Origin of the sequence: Demequina aurantiaca, assembly GCF_000975135.1 — a bacterium.
Classification (GTDB): Bacteria; Actinomycetota; Actinomycetes; order Actinomycetales; family Demequinaceae; genus Demequina; species Demequina aurantiaca.
The window spans coordinates 111,442-129,130 of record NZ_BBRF01000003.1; the positions used below are offsets into that span (position 1 = coordinate 111,442).

Here is a 17,689-nt window from a genome sequence, read left to right on the forward strand (position 1 = left end):
GGTGCCGGCAAGGTCTTCCCTCGCCGGCACCGCACGTCGACGTCTCGTTAACTGGTCGCGACCGCCGGCGCCTGAGCCTCTTGCAGGCTCATGACCTCGAAGGTGCCGTGCTGAATGACCTCGATCGCCTGCACCGCCGCTGACAGCTGCTGCGTGGTGGTGATGATCGCGGCATCGGCCGCCGTGGCCGCCGCACGAATCTCGTATCCGTCAGCACGTGCGCCCTGACCCGAGGGCGTGTTGACCACCAGGTTCACCTCGCCGTCGTTGATCAGATCCACGATGGTGGGCTCGCCGGCTTCTCCCCTGCCCTCGGAGTGCTTGCGCACCACGGTGGCGGGGATGCCATTGCGACCCAGCACCTGCGCGGTGCCGGCGGTCGCCAGGATCTCAAAGCCGAGCTGGTGCAGGCGGGCGATCGGGAAGGTGATGGAGCGCTTGTCACGGTCCGCCACGGACACGAACGCCTTGCCGCCGGTGGGCAGTCCACCGATGGCCGCGGCCTGCGACTTGGCGAAGGCCAGCGGGAAGGTCGCATCGAAGCCCATGACCTCGCCCGTCGACCGCATTTCCGGGCCGAGCACCGAGTCGACGACCAGGCCCTCGTGGGTGCGGAAACGACGGAACGGCAGCACAGCTTCCTTGACGGCGATGCGCTGAGACATGTCGATGTGCGCGGCGTCGAGTTCGGGTAGCACGCCGTCGGCCTTGAGGTCCGCAATCGAGGTGCCCGCCATGAGCAATGCAGCAGCCTTGGCAAGCGGCACGCCGGTGGCCTTCGCCACGAACGGCACCGTACGGCTGGCACGCGGGTTGGCTTCAAGAACATACAGGACGTCCGATGCGAGGGCGTACTGGACATTCATGAGCCCCCTCACGCCGATGCCTTCGGCCAGCAGCTCCGTGGAGCGGCGGATGCGCACGAGTTCCTCGGCGGACAGGGTCACGGGGGGCAACACGCACGCCGAGTCGCCGGAGTGGATGCCGGCCTCCTCGATGTGCTCCATGACGCCACCCAGGAACAGCTGCTCGCCGTCGTAGAGCGCGTCCACGTCGATCTCGATCGCGTCGTCGAGGAAGCGGTCCACTAGTAGCGGAGCGTCGGTGGCGTGGTCGCCCACCTCGGCCATGCGGGTGCCGTAGTCCTCGAGCTGAGCGCGGTCGTAGACGATCTCCATGCCGCGGCCGCCCAGCACATACGAGGGACGCACCAGCACGGGGTAGGAAATGCGCTCGGCAATCTCGATGGCCTGGTCGATGCCGTGAGCGGTTCCGTACGCAGGTGCGGGTAGCTCGGCGGCGTCCAGGACGCGGCCAAAGGCCGCGCGGTCCTCCGCGTTGTCGATCGCCTCGGGCGACGTGCCAAGAATCGGCACCCCGGCATCGGCTAGTCGCTGTGCGAGACTCAGCGGCGTCTGCCCGCCCAGCTGGACGAACATGCCCTTGACCGGTCCCGCGGCGACCTCGGCCTGGTAGACGGCCATGACGTCCTCGAACGTGAGCGGCTCAAAGTAGAGCCGGTTCGCGGTGTCGTAGTCGGTCGAGACCGTCTCCGGGTTGCAGTTGACCATGATGGTCTCGTAGCGGTCCTTGAGCGCCAGTGCGGCGTGGACGCACGAGTAGTCGAACTCGATTCCCTGCCCGATGCGGTTGGGTCCGGAGCCCAGGATGATGACGGCCTCGCGCTCGCGCGTGGCCACCTCGTTCTCCGAGTCGTAGGACGAGTAGTAGTACGGCGTGGTGGCGTCGAATTCGGCGGCGCAGGTGTCCACCGTCTTGTAGACGGGCTGCACGCCCAGCTCGGCGCGGGCCGCAAAGACGTCCTCAACCTTGAGACCACGCAGCTGCGCGATCTGCTCATCTGCCAGGCCGTTCTCCTTGGCCCGGCGCAGCACGGCGGCGTTGAGTTCGGGAGCCGATGCGGTCTCGTTGGCGATCTCGTTCATCAACAGGATCTGGTCGAGGAACCACGGGTCGACCTTGCATGCGTCGAAGACCTGGTCGAGCGTCGCGTGGCCGGCACGCACGGTACGCAGCGCCTGCTGGATCTGAACCATGCGCGCCTCGGTGGGGATGGAGATCTGCTCGAGCAGCGCGTCAAAGTCCGCGCCGGTCGGGAAGTCACCCTTCCAGTGGAAGTTGACGCCCTTCTTGTCGATCGAGCGCAGCGCCTTGCCGAGTGCCTCGGTGAAGTTGCGACCGATGCTCATGGCCTCACCCACCGACTTCATGGTGGTGGTGAGGACGGGATCCGCGGCCGGGAACTTCTCGAAGGCGAAGCGGGGCACCTTGACCACGATGTAATCAAGAGTGGGCTCGAAGCTCGCGGGGGTAGAGCCCGTGATGTCGTTAGGAATCTCATCGAGCGTGTAGCCGATGGCCAGGCGGGCCGCGATCTTGGCGATCGGGAAACCCGTGGCCTTGGAGGCTAGTGCGGAGGACCGTGAGACGCGCGGGTTCATCTCGATGACAATGAGGCGACCGGTGGCGGGGTCAACGGCGAACTGCACGTTGCATCCACCGGTGTCGACGCCCACCTCGCGAATGATCGCGATGCCCACGTCGCGCATGCGCTGGTACTCGCGGTCGGTCAGCGTCAATGCGGGGGCCACGGTGATGGAGTCGCCGGTGTGCACGCCCACAGGGTCCACGTTTTCGATCGAGCAGACCACCACCACGTTGTCGTGGTGGTCGCGCATGAGCTCGAGCTCGTATTCCTTCCAGCCCAGGATGGACTCCTCGAGGAGCACCTCGGTGGTCGGCGAGTAGTGCAGGCCCGCCCCGCCGATGCGGCGCAGGTCGGCCTCGTCGTACGCGAAGCCGGAACCTAGTCCGCCCATGGTGAAGGACGGGCGCACGACGACGGGGTACTTGAGGTCCTCGGCGGCGGCGAGCAACTCGTCCATGGAGTTGCAGATGCGCGAGCGGGCGCTCTCCGCGCCACAACGCTCGACGACGCCCTTGAAGAGCTCGCGGTCCTCGCCCAGGTTGATGGACGCGATGTTGGCGCCGATCAGCTCGACGTTGTACTTGTCCAGGATGCCGGCCTCGTCGAGAGCAATGGCCGCGTTGAGCGCGGTCTGGCCGCCCAGCGTCGGCAGGATCGCGTCGGGGCGCTCCTTCGCGATGATGGTCTCGATCACCTCAGTGGTGATGGGCTCCACGTAGGTCGCGTCGGCAAACTCGGGGTCGGTCATGATGGTGGCCGGGTTGGAGTTCACCAGAATGACGCGGATGCCCTCGGCCTTCAGTACGCGGCAGGCCTGGGTACCCGAGTAGTCAAACTCGCACGCCTGTCCGATCACGATGGGGCCAGAGCCGATGACCAGGACGGACTTAATATCTTCGCGGCGTGGCATTAGTTGCGCGCTCCGTTCTTGGCCGCGTCTTTGGCGCTGGCCATCAGGTCGACAAAACGATCAAAGAGGTAGGCCGCATCGTGCGGGCCGGCGGCAGCCTCCGGGTGGTACTGGACGGAGAAGGCGGGGATGTCGAGGCACTCGAGACCCTCGACCACGTCGTCGTTGAGGCACACGTGGCTCACACGTACGCGGCCGTAACCCGAGGGCGACTGCGAGTCGCGGTCGGTGGGCGCATCGACGGCGAAGCCGTGGTTGTGCGCGGTGATCTCCACCTTGCGGGTCCTGCGGTCCATCACGGGCTGGTTGATGCCGCGGTGGCCGAACGCCAGCTTGTAGGTCCCGTACCCGAGCGCGCGGCCCAGGATCTGGTTGCCGAAGCAGATGCCGAAGAAGGGCACGTCCGCGTCGAGGATCTCGCGCAGCGTGGTGACGGCGCGATCGGCGGCACTGGGGTCGCCCGGTCCGTTGGAGAAGAACACTCCGTCGGGCTGCTTGGCAAGGATGTCAGCGGCGGACATGGTCGACGGGACCACGGTCACACGGATGCCACGCTGCGCCATCATCTCGGGAGTCATGGCCTTGATGCCGAGGTCGACGGCCACGACGTCGGCGATGCGGTCGGTGCCCTCAGGAGGCTCGACCACGTACTCGTCCATCACGGACACGGCATCGGCCAGGTGGGCGCCGACCATGGACTCGGCGGACTTCACTCGGCCCAGCAGCTCCTCCGCGGTAGCGGCGTCCGAGCCAGCAGTGGCACGCGAACCTGCCGCGGCATCGGCGTTGTAGCCGGCCTTCAGCGCGTCGCCGGAAAAGATGCCGGCGCGCATCACGCCTGCGGTGCGCAGCATGCGGGTGAGTTGGCGGGTGTCGATGCCGGAGATGCCCACGACACCCTGGGCCTCGAGGTCCTCGTCGAGCGTGCGCTGTGCGCGCCAGTTGGAGGGCTTGCGGGCGGGGTCGCGCACCACATATCCGGCCACCCAGATCTTGCGGGACTCGTTGTCCTCGTCGTTCATACCGGTGTTGCCGATGTGCGGCGCCGTCATGGTGACGATCTGACGGTGGTAGCTGGGGTCGGTGAGAGTCTCCTGGTAACCGGTCATGCCGGTGTTGAAGACGATTTCGCCCAGAGTCTGGCCCGAGGCACCGTAGGTGCGACCCTCGAGGGTCTGGCCGTCCTCAAGGACGAGCACCGCCCGGTTGTCGGCATCGGTCATCGCCGTGTCATTCATGCGAACATCCCTTCAAAGCGAGAGTCAAGGTAGGTGGGCGTGCCGCGCAGGAAGGTCGCGACGGCGCGCCCCGGCAGCTCGACGCCGCCGAAGGGTGAGTTGTTGCTGCGGCTCGACGTGGCCGCGGGGTCCACCGTGTACGCGGCATCGGGGTCTACGAGCGTGATGTTCGCGGGCTCCCCCTCGGCCACGGCACGGCCGTGGTCGGCTTCAATGCGGCCGATGCGCGAGGGCAGTGCGGACATGCGGTTCGCCACCTCCGCCCAGGACAGGCGGCCGGTGTCGACCATGGTCTTCTGAACGATGCCGAGAGCGGTCTCGAGGCCGATCATGCCCATGGCGGCGGAGCCCCACTCGCAGTCCTTGTCCTCGTCCGGGTGCGGCGCGTGGTCGGTAGCGACGATGTCGATGGTGCCGTCGGCGAGTCCCTCGCGGACCGCGTCCACGTCCTCCTGCGTGCGCAGGGGCGGGTTGACCTTGAAGCGCGGGTCGTAGCCGCGCACGGACTCGTCGGTGAGGAGCAGGTGGTGCGGCATGACCTCGGCGGTCACGTCGATACCCTCGGCCTTGGCCCAGCGCAGGATCTTGACGGAGCCGGCGGTGGAGACGTGACAGATGTGAACGCGTGAGCCCACGTGCTTCGCGAGGAGCACGTCGCGGGCGATAATCGACTCCTCGGCGACGGCGGGCCAGCCCGCCAGGCCGAGGTCCGCAGAGACGACGCCTTCGTGCATCTGCGCCCCCTCGGTCAGGCGCGGGTCCTGCGCGTGCTGTGCGACCACTCCGTCGAACGTCTTGACGTATTCGAGCGCGCGCCGCATGACCACGGGATCGTGGACGCACTTGCCGTCGTCGCTGAACACGCGGACGCGCGCCTTGGACATCGCCATGGCGCCCATCTCGGACAGCTGCGTGCCGCCCAGGCCCACGGTGACGGCTCCGACGGGATAGACGTCGACCAGGCCGACCTCCTTGCCGCGGCTCCACACCTGCTCCACCACACCTGCGGTGTCGGCGGTGGGGGTGGTGTTGGCCATGGCGAGGACGGCGGTGAATCCCCCGCGTGCTGCGGAACGGGAGCCCGACTCGATGGTCTCGGCGTCCTCGCGGCCCGGCTCGCGAAGGTGCGTGTGCAGGTCCACGAGGCCGGGGAGTGCGACGAGGCCGCTGGCGTCGATACGCACGGCGCCGTCGGGGATCTCGGCGTCGGTCAGCGGGGTCTCCGAGCCGCGTACCAGCGTGATCTGGCCATTCTCGACGACGATGCTTGACTCGGCCTCGCCCAGCAGCGCGGCGTTCTCGATGACAAAACTCTGGGCAGTGTGGGACGGGCTCATGCGCCGCCCTCCTCTCCGGCTAGAAGCAAGTACAGGGAGGCCATGCGCACGGCGACGCCGTTGCTGACCTGTTCGACGATGACCGAGCGCGGACTATCCGCCGCCTCGGCGGTAATTTCCAACCCGCGGTTCATGGGCCCGGGGTGCATGACGATGGCGTGGTCGGGCAGACGCCGCATGCGGTCGCCGTCCAAACCGAACAGGCGGGTGTACTCCTGGGGGCTGGGGAAGAACGAGTTGCCGCCGCCGCTCATGCGCTCGCGCTGGACCCGGAGCATCATGATGGCGTCCAGGTCGTACTTGTCGAGCGCGGCGTCGAGGCCGTGCACCACATCGACCGGCCACGTCTCGATACCGACAGGCACCAGCGTGGGCGGAGAGATCAGCACGACCTTGGCGCCCAGCGTGTTGAGCAGGGCCACGTTGGAACGCGCGACGCGCGAGTGCAGGACGTCTCCCACGAGGCCGATGGTGAGGCCGGCGAGGTCATTTCCCGTCGCGGTTTCGACGTGCGCACCAGGGCCTTCGGCCGCGCCGATGAGGTGCTTGCGCATCGTGTACGCGTCCAGCAGGGCCTGGGTGGGGTGCTGGTGGGTGCCGTCTCCCGCGTTCAGGACCGCGCCGTGCATCCAGCCGGACCCGGCCAGGCGTTCGGCCGCGCCGGACGCCCAGTGGCGGATGACCACGGCATCGGCGCCCATGGCCTGCAGCGTGAGCGCGGTGTCCTTGAGGGACTCGCCCTTGGAGACACTCGAGCCCTTGGCCGAGAAGTTGATGACGTCGGCGCTGAGTCGCTTGGCGGCCGCCTCGAAGCTGATGCGCGTGCGGGTCGAGTCCTCGAAGAAGAGGTTGACCACGGTCTTGCCGCGCAGCGTGGGGAGCTTGCGAATCTCGCGCTCCTGGGTGGCGGCCATCTGCTCGGCGGTGTCGAGGATGCGGATGGCGTCCTCGCGGGACAGGTCGGAGGTGCTCAGCAGGTGCTTCATGCGGTCGCTCCCCCGTTCTCGCTGGCGTGACCACTGTTGCTGGTATCGCCGGAGTCGCCGGGCTTGCCGCCGCTCAGGATGACGGCATCCTCGCCATCGGTCTCGGTCAGGAGGACACTCACCCGCTCGGTGCGTGCGGTTGGGATGTTCTTGCCCACAAAGTCGGCGCGAATGGGCAGCTCGCGGTGGCCTCGGTCGACCAGGACAGCGAGCTGCACGCCGCGGGGGCGGCCCTCGTCCTTGACTGCATCGAGCGCAGCTCGAATGGTGCGGCCCGTGTGGAAGACGTCGTCTACCAGGACCACCACGGCATTGTCGATGCCGGCGCTCGGGAGCGTCGTGGTGCCCAAATTGCGGGTGGGGTGCTTCGCAAGGTCGTCGCGATACATGGTGATGTCGAGAGATCCGCAGCGAGCATCGGCGTCGAATGACGGCTCGACCTCGGCGATGCGCGCCGCGAGGCGGTGCGCCAATGGCAGTCCGCGAGTGGGGATGCCCAGCAACACCAGGTTATCGGCTCCGCCATTACGCTCGAGGATCTCGTGTGCGATTCGTGTCAACGCCCGTGAAATATCGGGCGCGCCCAGAATGGTCCCAGTCATCTGGTGACCTCCTTCCCCGCCTCACAGGACGGTACTTAAAGGATGTCTATCGGCTCGCGGCTGGGTGAGCTACGGGCGTCAAATTGCTTCTCGCTACTGTACCGGAGATCAGTCCTGCAGGTGTGTAGGTTCCGGTGCCTCGGCAGCGTCTTTTGCGCCGGATTTTGCCGTGTCGGTCGTCGCGGCATCGGCCGTCGAAGCTACTTCAGCCCCATCAGCCTCGCTGGGTACATCAGCCTCAGTTGCCGAGGCTGACTTTTCTGCCGCCGCGAACTGCTCTGCGTCGCGCATGGGCACCAGTGTCGCTTCGTCGTCAGCGAGTAGGCGCTCGGCCCACTCCTTGGCCAGGGCGTCGGATAGGCCCGAGTCGGCGAAGTCGGCATCCGCGTCTGGCTCGTCGGAGTCATCCTCCGCGCCAGCGCCCGTCGCACCACTTGTGGCGTCATCGACGGGGCTCGAGATGGGATCGGCGAGCAGCGAGTCGAAGATCGCGGCGCCATCGGCGCTCTCGACCTCGTCATCGTCGGTGGCACTGGCCGCGCTACCGGCGGAGGCGTGGGACAACGCGGGGGCGTCCTTCGCAATGGTCGACAGCAGGCCGTTGACGAACTTCGCGGAGTCGTCGGTAGAGAGCTGCGTCGCCAGGGTCACGGCCTCGTCGATCGCGACCGAGGTGGGCACGTCGTCGTTGCAGAGAATCTCCCAGGTGGCGATGCGCAGCAGCGCGCGGTCGACTCCGGGCATGCGCGCCATGGTCCACTTGGGCGACGCGTCCTGGATGATCGCGTTGATCTCGACCCAGCGGGATACGACACCGCGCACAATCTCCACCGAGTATGCCGGCAGGGGCGTCTCGCGCCCTGACAGCAGGATGCGCTGGTCGAGCGTAGAGGAGACGTTGTAGCCACGCTGGTCCGCCTCGAAGAGTACGTCCAGGGCGCGCTTGCGTGCCTTGGTACGGGCTCCCACTAGTCGTTCACGCGGGAAAGGTATGCACCGCTACGGGTGTCGACCTTAACCTTGGTGCCAACGTTGAGGAACAGCGGGACCTGGATCTCGCGACCGGTCTCGAGCGTCGCGGGCTTGGTGCCACCCGAGGAGCGGTCACCCTGCAGGCCGGGCTCGGTGTAGGTGACCTCGAGGACCACCGACATGGGGAGCTCGACGAAGATCGGGTTGCCGTTGTTCGAGCCGATCTGTGCCTTCTCGTTCTCGAGCAGGAAGTCCTTGGCGTCTCCCATGATCTCGGGGCTGACGGGAACCTGGTCAAAGGTGTCGGGGTCCATGAAGATGTAGTTGGCACCGTCGTTGTACAGGTACTGCATGTCGCGGCGGTCGACGGTCTCGAACTCGACCTTCGCTCCGGCGTTGTAGGTCTTATCGACCACCTTGCCGCTGAGGACGTTCTTCATCTTGGTGCGGACAAAGGCGCCGCCCTTGCCGGGCTTCACGTGCTGGAAGTCGGTGATGGTCCAAAGCTGACCGTCGATCTTGAGCACGGAGCCGTTCTTGATGTCGTTTGAGGTAGCCACGAGTGTCGTCCTTGCAGTACTTGGTTGCGTGAAGGTGTTCTGAGGTTCAGAAGTCCGTTGGCGATTCTACCGGACGCAGGGCGGGGCTCCCCCATTGCGCACACCGTCTGGGCGATGGGCGTTGAGGGGCGTCAGTCGGAGTCGGCGGATCAGTGCACCCGTGCGGCGATTGCCTCAAGAGCCAGCCGGTACGAATCCGCGCCGAAGCCTGCGATCGTGCCGGTCGCCACTCCCGAGATGACCGACGTGTGACGGAACTCCTCGCGAGCCGCGGGGTTGGTCAGGTGAATCTCGATCAGCTCCTGTCCAGCCGCCGGCACTAGCGCACAGGCATCGCGAAGCGCGTAGGAGTAGTGAGTGAAGGCAGCCGGGTTGATGACCACGTGCCAACCCTCGTCCACGGACTCGTGCAACCAGTGCACTAGGTCCGACTCGTCGTCGCTCTGACGGACGGTCACCTCGAGGCCGAGGTCACTTCCCCACTGCATCGACTGCGCCACGACCTCGTCGTGGGTGGTGTCGCCGTACTTTTCTGGCTCACGCGAGCCGAGTCTTCCCAGGTTGGGGCCGTTGATGACGAGGACTGTGCTCATGCGGGTCAGCCTACTAGGACGGACTCCAATGCTGGTGTTGCTAGGCCGCTAACGCTAGGTGCGCCTTGCCTCCGATACGTTCGGGTTGCCTTCGCCCATCGACTGGGGCCGGCTGGAACCACACTTGCCCCTCACGAATATCGATCCCCCACCCATCGCGGTGGATTCGGTGGTGACATGACGTGCATAAAAGTACGCCGTTACTCAGGTCCGTTCGGCCGTCGTGCTTGGCCCACCAGTCAATGTGATGCGCCTGGCAGAACGATGGTGGCGCATGACACCAACTACACCCTCCGTCGCGTTCGGCGAGCGCGAGACGCTGGGCCCTGGTGAAGAATCTGTCGTGTTTCCCTACGTCAAGAGGCAGGCTGTCGCCACCCATCACCATTGGTACCACTTGAGCGTCCGCGGCCATTGTCCGCAAAGTTCCTACCGAGATGGGGCCACGGACTTGGTCGCATTCGCCCAGGGCAAGGTCATCCTCGAGGTCTTTCACGTCCATGCGGAGCACCACAGTGGTCTTCACGCCAGACGTGGGCTTGTCGCAGTCGAGGCCGTGCTGCGCGAGGGACACAAGTGCATCGATGCGGATCTGGCCTGCCGTTCGCTCATCACTCAGCGCGGCGGCTCGCGCCCGGCATCGCTCTGCCGCAGATAGGCGGCCGAGTCCCCGTCCCTCACCAGCCACAACGTCTTCGCCCTCGTCGAGACCCTCGTCAACAATGTCGTTTCCGTCGGCCTTGGGAGTCTGCCGTCGCTGTTGGAACGCCCAGCGTACCTGCGCCTCAACCCACGCCTTCAGTGGCGCGGCGGAGGCGGCATCTAGCTTTGCCGTGAGCACGGTCATGCCGTCCGCGTCTTCGGTGAAGAAGAGGGTGCGCTCTTCACGTTGCCTTTGCTCACGCGCCGCCACATCCTTGGGGGACAACCACGCCCGTTCACGATCGCAGGCCCTTCGCAGCTCCCTGATCGACAGTTCCTGGGCCTTGTCGACAAGGCGGCGCTCGTACTCGCGGAGTTCCGCATGGGCAAGGCGTTGAGCTTCGGCCTGCTGATTCGATTCACTGTCGAGGCTCCCACCCAGAGCAGTCGCGTCAAACTCCAACACTTGATCACCGGCGCCGTCTGGCTCAGATCCAGCTGGGGTGTGTTCACCTGCATGCCCGTCACTATTGGTTTCACCATCCGTCGCCTTACGGAGCTTCACCAGCGCGTTGGAGCGAAGTACCGGCTCGATTGCGTTGAGCGTCTTGGCCACCAGCGCGGCCGCCTCACTCCCAATAGCGCCTGCTGCCACCGTTGTGGTCAAATACGGGTGCTTCTCTACAAGAACGAATCGCCGCGCGTTCTCGTCGCCACGTGATGACGAACCATCGCGATAACCCGCGCCTTGATCCCCGGCATCCAGCTCGGAACAATCACCCGTTGGAGGGGCCTCGCCAACGCCCGCATGATCCGGCGGAGCTTCTCCCCCAGAACCCGGATCGCCCATACCAAACGAAAAGTCAGGATCCCCAGTCAAACCATCCAGATGTGCTGAGCCACCGCCACCCGGAGCGACTCCAGACTCAAGCGTGTCACCGTCAGGAACGTATTCCTCCACCCTCACGGCAAGAGCCTTGCCCACATCCATCAGTCGCTTCGCGTCGTAAGTAGAAGAGCCAAGAAGCTTTGCGAGCATCTCCTGCGGGGTCGAGAAGCCCTCGCGTCGAGACAACCCAGCAACACCGAGCTCCGGAGCGCATCGGCTTCCAAACTCCCCCGCCACGTCAATCACGAGCGCATCAAGGGACCGGCGAACCTTTCCCAGCGCGACGATGACGTCGTGCAACTGAGCCGGAGCGAAGTCCGCGCTCTCCACGCCGTCGAACTGGCTCACAGCAGCCAGTTCGCGAACGAGGAGTTCCGTGGAAAAGGTCATGACTACAGTCAATCACCGGGGTCTGACAAACACCATCAACACGCATCAAACAGTGGAAAAGCTCTTCCTGCAGAATCCTGTGGACATCAGTCGCAGCACCACCATCCGCACCAGCCGAAGTCAAACAACTCGCAAACGCTGCACGTGCGAGAGGCGTCGCCGTACGCGTGGCAGCGCGTGAACCCAAGCCCTACCGCGAAACGTCGTCGTACGCGTGGCAGCGCGTGAACCCCAGCCCTACCGCGAAACGTCGTCGTACGCCTGGCAGCGCGCGAACCCCAGCCCTACCGCGAAACAGCGTCGTAGGCGGCAATCAGCAACGTCGGATCCGGCCCCTCGAACCGCACCGGATTCCCAATGCCCTGCAGGATCACAAACCGCAGCATGTCCCCGCGCGTCTTCTTGTCACGCTTCATCGCGAGGTGCAGTGCATCCCAGCGCCCGCCTGCATATGTGACCGGCAAACCCAGCGCGGACAGCAGCGAACGATGCCGCTCCACTTCAGCTTCGGTCAACTTGCCGGCAAGCCCGGCGAGCTCGGCCGCGTAGACCATGCCCACGGACACCGCCGCGCCGTGACGCCACTGGTACCGCTCGGTGTACTCGATCGCGTGTGCGAATGTGTGCCCATAATTCAGGATCTCACGCAGGTGCGATTCCTTGAGATCCGCGCTCACCACGTCAGCCTTGACCTGCACCGCGCGCCGGATCAGTTCCACGAGAACAGGCACAGCGGCCGGGTCCAACGATCCATCACCAGCGGCCGATGCCCCGGAAACCCCAGCGCCCGTCTCACCACCGGCGCGCGAACCATCCTGCGCGTCCACAGACCGCAAGAGATCGATATTGGCCTCGGTCAGCGTCAGAATCTCCAGGTCGCGGATAAACCCGACCTTCACCACCTCGGCCATCCCGGCCACCAGGTCATTGCGCGGCAGCGTCGACAGGAACGACACGTCGCACCACACCGACAGCGGCTCGTGGAACGCGCCCACCAGGTTCTTGCCCTCGGTGATGTTGATGCCGGTCTTTCCTCCGACGGCGGCATCGACCATCGCCAACAAGGTGGTGGGAATCTGAATCACACCCACGCCCCGCAGCCACGACGCCGCCACGAAACCCGCGAGGTCCGTCACCGCCCCGCCGCCGAGCGCCATTACTACGTCGGTGCGCGTGAACTCGCTCTTGCCCAACACTCCCCAGGCAAAGGCGGCGACCTCGGCGGTCTTGCCAGCCTCAGCATCGGGAACCTCGACTAGCACGCCCAGGCGCCCGGACTCATCGATGAGCCGCTTCAGGTAGTCGGCCTTGCGCTGCAACGGCTGCGAGTGCACCACCAGCACGCGCGCGGCCTCCGCGGGAACCGAGGCGACGGCCTCTTCGAGCAGATCCGTCCCCACTGTCACGTCGTAGGGCGCGGCGCCGGTCACTGCGATGACGTGGCGAAGGTCTGAGTCGGTCATTCGGTCGGTTCCGTTCCCGCAATCTCGTGCGCGATGCGCTTGGCATTCAGGTGATCCGTGCTGACAGTCCGGGTCGCGAGGCGCTCATAGATGGGCCTACGCTCCGCCATCAGCGTGGACCATTGGCGCCGCGGATTGCCCACCAGCAGCGGGCGCGCATTGTTCAGCCCCACGCGTGGCGCTGCGGCGGACAGTGACACGTCGAGGAAGATCACGTCTCCCCCGGCCTCGGCATACTGCGTGAGCAGCTCCTGCGTGGACTCGTCGAGGATCGCTCCCCCGCCCAACGACAACACTCCCCGGTGCTCGGCCAGCGCAGTGGCCACCGCGGCGACCTCGAGCGCACGGAACGCCTCTTCGCCGTCGTCCAGGAAAATGTCCGAGATTGACTTGCCCGACGTACGCACGATGTCGTCGTCGGTATCGCGGCGCTGCACATCCCACTCGCGGGCCAGGCCCTTCGCGACGGTGCTCTTGCCGGAGCCGGGTGGACCAATCAGGACCGCTCGCGGTCCCACGGCCGATGCTGCGGCTGGCTTTGCCCCAGCACCACCGGCCGATGCCGGGGCTGCCTTCGCGCTCGGTGGCGCCTGGGCGACCAGCGGGTGCTTGGGCGGTTCGGGCTTGGGATGCACCGGCGTCGGCTGGCCATCCGTGGGCTGTGCGTCCCCTGAGTCAGGCATCAGCGCAGCGTGTCGGGAATCGCGGCGACGTAGCTCTCGATGTTCCTGCGCACCTCGGCGACGGAATCCCCGCCAAACTTCTCCGCCACAGCATCGGCGAGCGTTAAGGCAACCATCGCCTGGGCGACCACGGCGGCGGGGGCCACCGCACAGACGTCCGAGCGCTGGTGAATGGCCTTGGCGGCCTCGCCGGTGGCGGTGTCGATGGTGTCGAGCGCACGGGGCACGGTACTGATGGGCTTCATCGCGGCGCGCACGGTCAGCGGCGCGCCGTTGGTCATTCCACCCTCGACGCCACCGGCGCGGTTGGTCCGACGCGTCACGCCGTTGTCGCTGTACTCAATCTCGTCGTGGGCCTGCGAGCCACGGCGACCGGCGGTGCGGAAACCGTCGCCAACCTCGACCGCCTTGATGGCCTGGATGCCCATGAGTGCGCCTGCCAGGCGCGAGTCCAGGCGGCGGTCCCAGTGCACGTGCGAGCCCAAGCCAACGGGAAGGCCGTAGGCCACCACCTCGACCACGCCACCCATGGTGTCTCCGTCCTGCTGGCACGCATCGATCTCCTCGACCATGCGAGCCGAGGTCTCCTCGTGGAAGCAGCGGATCGGATCGGCGTCGAGCTTAGGCGTGGCACCAGCCGGCGGCAACGGTGCGTCCTCGGGAACCGAGATGGGACCGACCTGCACGGTGTGGCTGACCAGCTCGATGCCGGCGACCTGGCGCAGGAACGACTCGGCCACGGTTCCGAGGGCGACGCGGGCAGCCGTCTCGCGGGCCGATGCTCGTTCCAGCACCGGACGGGCGTCGTCAAAGCCGTACTTGGTCATGCCCGACAGGTCGGCGTGACCCGGGCGTGGGCGCGTCAGGCTTGCGGCGCGCGCGCCCTTCAGCTCCTCAGGATCCACGGGGTCCGCGGACATCACGGTCTCCCACTTGGGCCACTCGGTGTTGCCCACCATGATGGCGACGGGGCCACCCTGGCTGAGCCCGTGACGGACGCCTCCCAGGAACGTCACCTGGTCCTTTTCGAACGACATGCGCGCGCCGCGGCCGTAGCCAAGGCGGCGGCGAGCCAGCGCGTCCTGGACCTCGGCGGTAGTGATCTCCACTCCGGCGGGAAGTCCCTCGAGGGTGCCCACCAATGCGGGGCCGTGCGATTCTCCTGCGGTGAGCCATCTAAGCATGGGCTTCATTCTGCCATGCAAAAGCCGGGCCCCCAGCAGGGACCCGGCTTCGCGTTGGGCTTGTCTCGTTGCTCGGCTTGCCTAGCGGGTAGGCGGCGTGAGCGGGTTGTCGGTGGACTGAGGTAGAGGGACCTCTTCCTCGGCCAGTTCGCCGTCCTCAGCATCGGCCTGATTCTCCGATCCCACGAGGACGAAGGTCTCACCGGCCATCTCTGCTGTCACCAAGTCGGTGGGGTCTCCCGAGGCTTCCTCCTCGGCAGGACCGTCTCCGCTGTCTGCGGCCAACGTCACTGACGTCAGCAGCACAATGCGATTGGTTCCCGTCTGCAAGTCGTTGACTGCACTGAGCACGTCGTTGTACTTGCCCGTGATCGTCATGCCGACGTCAATCGAGTACAGACCCTGGACTCCGGCTGCCGCGGGAGGCGTGTCCGTGGCTCCCTCAGCCCCGGGCTCAGGTGAGGGACTAGCGACCGGCGCCGTGGTCTCGACGTTGGTCTCCTCCTCGGCCGCGGCATCGTCGGCAGCCTGAGTAACCTCAAGCGGCTCGGCGGTGCTGAACGTCAGACTCGTGATGATGACATCGTTCTTCTCCGCGACATCAGCGAACAGTCGCTGCAAATCGGCGTACCGCTGGCGAGTGGTGATGCCCTCCTGGAGCTCCGCCAACTGCGCCTCGTAGATCTCGATGTCCTCAAACTGCTTGCGCAACTTGTTGACTTCAATCTCCGTGTTGGCGTTCATGTCTTCCTGGGCCTGCGCGGCGTCATTGGTCTCGGAAGCCGAGGCCAACATGGGTGAGGCAAGCAGGAACCAGAAGGCGGCCAGCAAGATCACGACGACCAAGATGGTGCCGACAGTCCACTGGCGGGCTGCGTTCATTGTCTTCATGGTCTCTAGCCTTCATCCGTAGTGTCAGTGGCGGAATCGTCTGCAGCAGCATCGTCCGTGGCCGCCGCGTCTTCCGCAGGCTCGTCGTCTGGGAAGGTGCGGTTCGCTAGTGCCTCCGACGTCACCTGCACGGTCGCTGAGACCGCATACGTCACGTTGCCTTCCTCGTCCTTGAGCTCGGAGCTCTGGAGGTTCGCATCCACCAAGCCGGGTACGGACTCGAGAGTGTCGATCCACTCCGAGGCGACGGGCAGCGTGGGCGACGTAGCCTCGAAGGTGATCACTCCAATGGCGTCCTCGGTCAGTTCGTCGACACCGACCACCAGGTCGGCACCCGGACCAATCGACGCCACGCTGATGGAGTCAATGGTGACGCCCTCGGGCAACACTGCGGCCAGCGCGTACACGTAGCTGGTCCAGTTGACTTCATTGGCCAGCACGAACGAGCGAGACTCCCGCACGTCGGAGATGTCCTTGATCACCTGAATAACTGGCGAGTACTTCTTCTTCTCCAGCGTGAGTTGGTCGGCGCGCGCCAACGCTTCCTCATTGCGAGCATCAGCGCTGGAGTTGAGCAGGAACAGCGCACCGTAGGCCAGCACGCACACCAGTACGGCGGCAACGATGGTCCACAGAGTGCGTCGCTTGACGATGACGAGTTCGCGCTGATTGGTGACCTCTGCGGGGAGCAGGTTCACCTGGGGGCGGTCGGGAAGGCCGAGTTTGCCAGTCTTGCCCTGGGTGGGTCCCAGGAGCGGTGTCACCGCGGCGTGCGGCGTGTCTTGGGTCACGGTGCTCATGCTGCTACTCCCAGTCCTAGACCGATGGTCATCGCCATGGTCCCCTCACGTCCGCGGAAGGCATCCGCCCCGCCGACCTTGCGTCCCATGCTCACGCCCTCGAGGGGGTTGCCCAGCAGTGCGCGAGTGCGCGTCGCCGAGGCGATGGTCTGACCCAGCCCGGGCATCGTCGCGCCACCACCCGTCAGTACGACGACCTGGACGGGCGCGGTGGGGTTGTTCTGGGCGTAGAAGCCAATAGAGCTACGGATTCCCTCAAGCAGCGTGCGGGTTGCGTCGCCGAACGGCCCAGCCGCCGATGCGTACTCGGGTGCGTTCACCGCGTTCAGTCCCTGCGTGCGCAGGATCTGACCGGCGTCTTGGAGTCCCATTCCCGTGGAGCGCGCGAGGGTTTCAGTGAGGTTTTCCGCTCCGGTGGACAGCACGCGCACAAAGCGTGGCACGGCATCGGTGGTCACCACGACGGTGGTGATGCGGGCGCCGATATCCACCAGCGCGGTGGTGCCCTGGGCGAGTGCGCCGCGGGCCATGGACCTCACCAGCGCAAAGCCACAGAGGTCAATAGAGACGGGCTTGAGGCCGGCGGACTCGACGGCGCGCACGTTGGTCATCACGCCTTCCTTCCAGGCGGCGACGAGCAACCCTTCCCAGGAGACGCCAAGTTCCGACTGTGTCTCGTACGTGGGCAGGAAGCTCATGACGGCCTCGTCGGCAGGCATCGGCAGCGACTCCTGAACCTGGAACGGTAGCGACGCCTGCAACTCCGCGTAGGGCATTTTCGCGAGGGTCATGGGGCGAACAGCCACTCGCTGGTTCCCCACACCCAAGATGACGTCCTTGGTGCTGAAGTCGCCCTGGGCCCACAGCGACTTGATCGCCTGGGTAACCGCGAGTTGGTCGACCACTTCACCGTCACGCACCGCGTTGGGGGGAAGCGACTGCTCGGCGTAGCGCACCAGTTCGACGTCGCCGCCCTGCGCGCTCGAGGTCACCTCTGCTGCACGCACCGCGGTGGCACCGATGTCGAGCCCTACGGAATTTGTCTTCTTAGCCACGACTTGTCTCCTCGTGAGTGGTTTGCGCCAACGTCCTTAAGACAA

General features: G+C 65.9%; 15 protein-coding genes. All 15 read right to left on the reverse strand.

Features of this window, described 5'->3' with window-relative positions; genetic code table 11:
* Positions 1 to 47 precede the first annotated feature (47 nt).
* The 15 genes from carB to pilM all read right to left on the reverse strand — a co-directional run bounded on the left by carB (position 48) and on the right by pilM (position 17,644).
* Entirely contained in the window at positions 48 to 3,359 is a 3,312-nt protein-coding gene (gene carB, locus AOP73_RS10875) for a carbamoyl-phosphate synthase large subunit (RefSeq protein WP_061965890.1), read from the reverse strand.
* The gene (gene carA, locus AOP73_RS10880) at positions 3,359 to 4,597 is read right to left on the reverse strand and encodes a glutamine-hydrolyzing carbamoyl-phosphate synthase small subunit (protein ID WP_236683590.1); all 1,239 of its coding nucleotides are present in this window, start codon (positions 4,595 to 4,597) and stop codon (positions 3,359 to 3,361) included. Before carA ends, carB begins: the two co-directional genes overlap by 1 nt.
* Positions 4,594 to 5,934 (reverse strand): dihydroorotase, encoded by a 1,341-nt coding sequence (locus AOP73_RS10885; RefSeq protein ID WP_061965892.1) that lies wholly within the window; start codon positions 5,932 to 5,934, stop codon positions 4,594 to 4,596. Before AOP73_RS10885 ends, carA begins: the two co-directional genes overlap by 4 nt.
* The gene (locus tag AOP73_RS10890) at positions 5,931 to 6,920 is read right to left on the reverse strand and encodes an aspartate carbamoyltransferase catalytic subunit (RefSeq protein ID WP_061965894.1); all 990 of its coding nucleotides are present in this window, start codon (positions 6,918 to 6,920) and stop codon (positions 5,931 to 5,933) included. The genes AOP73_RS10885 and AOP73_RS10890 overlap by 4 nt, the downstream gene beginning before the upstream one ends.
* Complete coding sequence (gene pyrR / locus AOP73_RS10895) at positions 6,917 to 7,522, reverse strand: bifunctional pyr operon transcriptional regulator/uracil phosphoribosyltransferase PyrR (protein WP_084626832.1); 606 nt, start codon at positions 7,520 to 7,522, stop codon at positions 6,917 to 6,919. Before pyrR ends, AOP73_RS10890 begins: the two co-directional genes overlap by 4 nt.
* Positions 7,523 to 7,630: 108 nt before the next feature.
* A complete protein-coding gene (gene nusB, locus AOP73_RS12275; protein ID WP_084626833.1) occupies positions 7,631 to 8,491 on the reverse strand; it encodes a transcription antitermination factor NusB in 861 nt (286 codons plus the stop codon).
* Positions 8,491 to 9,054: an elongation factor P gene (efp, locus tag AOP73_RS10905; protein ID WP_061965896.1), complete on the reverse strand. Its 564-nt coding sequence runs from the start codon at positions 9,052 to 9,054 to the stop codon at positions 8,491 to 8,493. Before efp ends, nusB begins: the two co-directional genes overlap by 1 nt.
* Positions 9,055 to 9,203: 149 nt before the next feature.
* Positions 9,204 to 9,647, reverse strand: coding sequence for a type II 3-dehydroquinate dehydratase (gene aroQ / locus AOP73_RS10910; protein ID WP_061965898.1), 444 nt, complete (start codon positions 9,645 to 9,647; stop codon positions 9,204 to 9,206).
* Positions 9,648 to 9,687: 40 nt separating this feature from the next.
* A complete protein-coding gene (locus tag AOP73_RS10915; RefSeq protein WP_061965901.1) occupies positions 9,688 to 11,568 on the reverse strand; it encodes an HNH endonuclease in 1,881 nt (626 codons plus the stop codon).
* Positions 11,569 to 11,852: 284 nt separating this feature from the next.
* Entirely contained in the window at positions 11,853 to 13,031 is a 1,179-nt protein-coding gene (gene aroB / locus AOP73_RS11925) for a 3-dehydroquinate synthase (protein ID WP_061965903.1), read from the reverse strand.
* Positions 13,028 to 13,714, reverse strand: coding sequence for a shikimate kinase (locus AOP73_RS11930; protein WP_152650657.1), 687 nt, complete (start codon positions 13,712 to 13,714; stop codon positions 13,028 to 13,030). Before AOP73_RS11930 ends, aroB begins: the two co-directional genes overlap by 4 nt.
* On the reverse strand, positions 13,714 to 14,898 hold the full coding sequence (gene aroC / locus AOP73_RS10930) for a chorismate synthase (RefSeq protein ID WP_061965905.1): 1,185 nt from the start codon (positions 14,896 to 14,898) through the stop codon (positions 13,714 to 13,716). Before aroC ends, AOP73_RS11930 begins: the two co-directional genes overlap by 1 nt.
* Positions 14,899 to 14,979: 81 nt before the next feature.
* Positions 14,980 to 15,789 carry a hypothetical protein gene (locus tag AOP73_RS10935; protein WP_152650658.1) on the reverse strand — a complete coding sequence of 270 codons (810 nt, stop codon included), beginning with the start codon at positions 15,787 to 15,789 and terminating at the stop codon, positions 14,980 to 14,982.
* 5 nt (positions 15,790 to 15,794) lie between these two features.
* The gene (locus AOP73_RS10940; protein ID WP_061965909.1) at positions 15,795 to 16,589 is read right to left on the reverse strand and encodes a PilN domain-containing protein; all 795 of its coding nucleotides are present in this window, start codon (positions 16,587 to 16,589) and stop codon (positions 15,795 to 15,797) included.
* Positions 16,586 to 17,644, reverse strand: coding sequence for a type IV pilus assembly protein PilM (gene pilM, locus AOP73_RS10945; RefSeq protein ID WP_061965911.1), 1,059 nt, complete (start codon positions 17,642 to 17,644; stop codon positions 16,586 to 16,588). Before pilM ends, AOP73_RS10940 begins: the two co-directional genes overlap by 4 nt.
* Between the last annotated feature and the right edge of the window lie 45 nt (positions 17,645 to 17,689).